The organism is Candidatus Contendobacter odensis Run_B_J11 (assembly GCF_000531125.1).
GTDB classification, from domain to species: Bacteria; Pseudomonadota; Gammaproteobacteria; order Competibacterales; family Competibacteraceae; genus Contendibacter; species Contendibacter odensensis.
Genome location: NZ_CBTK010000105.1, coordinates 1 through 2,194 on the forward strand (window position 1 = coordinate 1; position 2,194 = coordinate 2,194).

Annotated in this window: 3 protein-coding genes and 3 pseudogenes; 2 read left to right on the forward strand and 4 right to left on the reverse strand. The window is 53.6% G+C overall.

Features of this window, described 5'->3' with window-relative positions; all coding sequences use genetic code 11:
- Positions 1-262: 262 nt before the first annotated feature.
- Both BN874_RS25510 and BN874_RS26390 read left to right on the forward strand, forming a co-directional pair.
- Positions 263-445, forward strand: a pseudogene (locus BN874_RS25510) (REP-associated tyrosine transposase); the annotation flags it as partial.
- A gap of 81 nt (positions 446-526) precedes the next feature.
- Positions 527-637: pseudogene (locus tag BN874_RS26390) on the forward strand (IS110 family transposase); the annotation flags it as partial.
- A gap of 40 nt (positions 638-677) precedes the next feature.
- On the opposite strand, the pseudogene BN874_RS08320 reads toward BN874_RS26390, so the two are convergent.
- From BN874_RS08320 to BN874_RS08335, 4 genes and pseudogenes are all read right to left on the reverse strand, one after another.
- A pseudogene (locus BN874_RS08320) lies at positions 678-881 on the reverse strand (DUF4926 domain-containing protein); the annotation flags it as partial.
- 118 nt (positions 882-999) lie between these two features.
- Positions 1,000-1,341 carry a DUF6883 domain-containing protein gene (locus BN874_RS08325; RefSeq protein WP_230314366.1) on the reverse strand — a complete coding sequence of 114 codons (342 nt, stop codon included), beginning with the start codon at positions 1,339-1,341 and terminating at the stop codon, positions 1,000-1,002.
- A gap of 110 nt (positions 1,342-1,451) precedes the next feature.
- Positions 1,452-1,709 (reverse strand): Txe/YoeB family addiction module toxin, encoded by a 258-nt coding sequence (locus BN874_RS08330; RefSeq protein ID WP_034432024.1) that lies wholly within the window; start codon positions 1,707-1,709, stop codon positions 1,452-1,454.
- The gene (locus tag BN874_RS08335; protein WP_034432025.1) at positions 1,690-1,899 is read right to left on the reverse strand and encodes a hypothetical protein; all 210 of its coding nucleotides are present in this window, start codon (positions 1,897-1,899) and stop codon (positions 1,690-1,692) included. The genes BN874_RS08330 and BN874_RS08335 overlap by 20 nt, the downstream gene beginning before the upstream one ends.
- Positions 1,900-2,194 lie beyond the last annotated feature (295 nt).

Here is a 2,194-nt window from a genome sequence, read left to right on the forward strand (position 1 = left end):
GTTCGGGTGTGATGGATTTGTGCAGGACGAAGAAATCGATCCATTTTTGAATGATGTCGTTGGCGCGTGCGGTGACCAGCTCCTGAAAATATTGGTCCTGTAAATTTTCCTGTGATGGCGAGGGTTAGTAGCGTCAGGCTATGATGGCGAGGGTTAGCAGCGTCAGGCTAAGGCGTTGACTGCATCTAACCTATTGATCCAACCAAGTGATATTCATTTTACCTGCCTGCCCCACAATTCCGATCACAGGAAAATTTACAGGAGGAACGATTTCAACCGCCATGTTGATTACATCCATTGGAATCCGGTGAAGCACGGTCACGTCACACAAGTCGGTGATTGGCCGTATTCCACGTTCCATCGGTATGTGGCGGAGGGGATATATCCGGCGGATTGGGGCGGTGGAGAAGCCAAGACAGCGGCAGAAGCCGATTTCGGCGAATAAGAGTAGGGCGGGCATGGCACGCCATTTTGGCGGTGTCGGATGACCGGTGAAGGTGGGCGGTGCCCACCCTACCCGGCTGTCGGCAAGCCTCCCATGGTCATCATCGGTGCCATGATGCGCAAGCTCGTTCACCTCGTCTTCGGCGTCCTCAAATCGGGACAACCCTTCAATCCATCTCTTCATGGTGCTTGACCGCGATAACAGTATCTACGCGCTACCCGGATCGATGCGATCAGGCCATTGCGTATTCGGGCACATCCCGTAACCGCATCAACCGACCGGCCTGGACGGGGAGCAGGGCATAAGTCCGTCCATCGGGATCGGCGAATTCGATTTCAAAAGTGTTTCCGTCGTAGGTCATCACGATCGTGCCAATCTGGCCACGGCGGAGCAGTAACGGCTGATCGGTTTCAAAGTGCTTGGCCGGTAGATCCGCAAGTAAAGCGACACCTTGGACGCCAGCGCAACCGTCGTTCTAGGTTTCAAAGTGCTTGGCCGGTAGATCCGCAAGTAAAGCGACAACATCGTGCAGATGAAATTTTGTATTCATAAAATTAGACGATATAACAAGTCGTTAGTCTGGGAAAGTCTTCGCCGTGGCGGATGATCCACGCGGACAGCACCGTCGCCGCGCCTTGCGCCGTAGCGAGTGGGAATCGAAGAACATAGACCGATCCGAAGCCGTTGTTGCCTCTTGGCCCTACGTTATCGGAGGATACCGCCGCATCGAGCAGGGCGTTTCGAAGCACTTGCGCGTTGTCCAGGGTAATGCCAAGAACCGACGCAAACACATGCGCTTTATGCTGGCCTTCGCGATGCAGCGGATTCTGCACATAGTCTTCGAGTTTGACACCAAGATCGGCTCGTTCGCCGTTGGGAAGCTTCATGCCAGCCATTTTACCCCATTCGCCGCCCGAGGGCGGTTTCGGGCGTCAGCCCGTAACCCGCCTGGTGGAGAGTTCCACGGAATCGGCGGGTTACGCTACCCTAACCCGCTCTACGCATATCAATAGTGATACCGACACGCGAGAATGCGAATTTTCTCAGACGTGACTTGGTAGATCAGCCGATGTTCCTGATCAATCCGTCTTGACCAACAGCCCGCCAGTTCGTGTCTCAGCGGTTCTGGTTTGCCGATTCCACGAAAAGGATCGCGCTGCACATCCTTAATCAATTTGAGGATTTTTAGTGCCTTGTCGCGATCCTGCTCGATCCACCAAGCCAGATCTTCAAGAGCCGATGCGTCAAATTCCAAGCTTTTCACACGCTTCCTCAAAAGGAATGCCGTCTTGGCGGTTTTTAGCGTCGAGTAGGCGGCGTTTCATGGTTTCGCTTCTCAACAGGTAGGCTGTTTCCCGTTCCGTTTCGATTTCCCGCCAGAGTTCAATGGGCACGATGACGCTAATCGTATGGCCGGTCCCATCAGATACGTATTGAATGTCGGTAGCGTTCATCCTGTTCGTCTCCAAAATATCGAGTAAAAGGGGTCAACTCGCATGGATGTCATTAATCCTGTTAAAGAGTTTGTCACATCGGTCATCCGACCGAAAAGCAAACCGTAAACACGTCGGGCAGGTTAGGGCGTTAGCCCGTAACCCGCCTTGGGGGTAGTACCACGAAATCGGCGGGTTACGCGGGATCATTCGGGAAAGACCACTTTATGTCGAATTATCGCAGGGCGCGCACACCGGGTCCATCCCAACAAAGGTACGTGAGGCGACATAGCTATTCGCGCATTGACCTAATGTG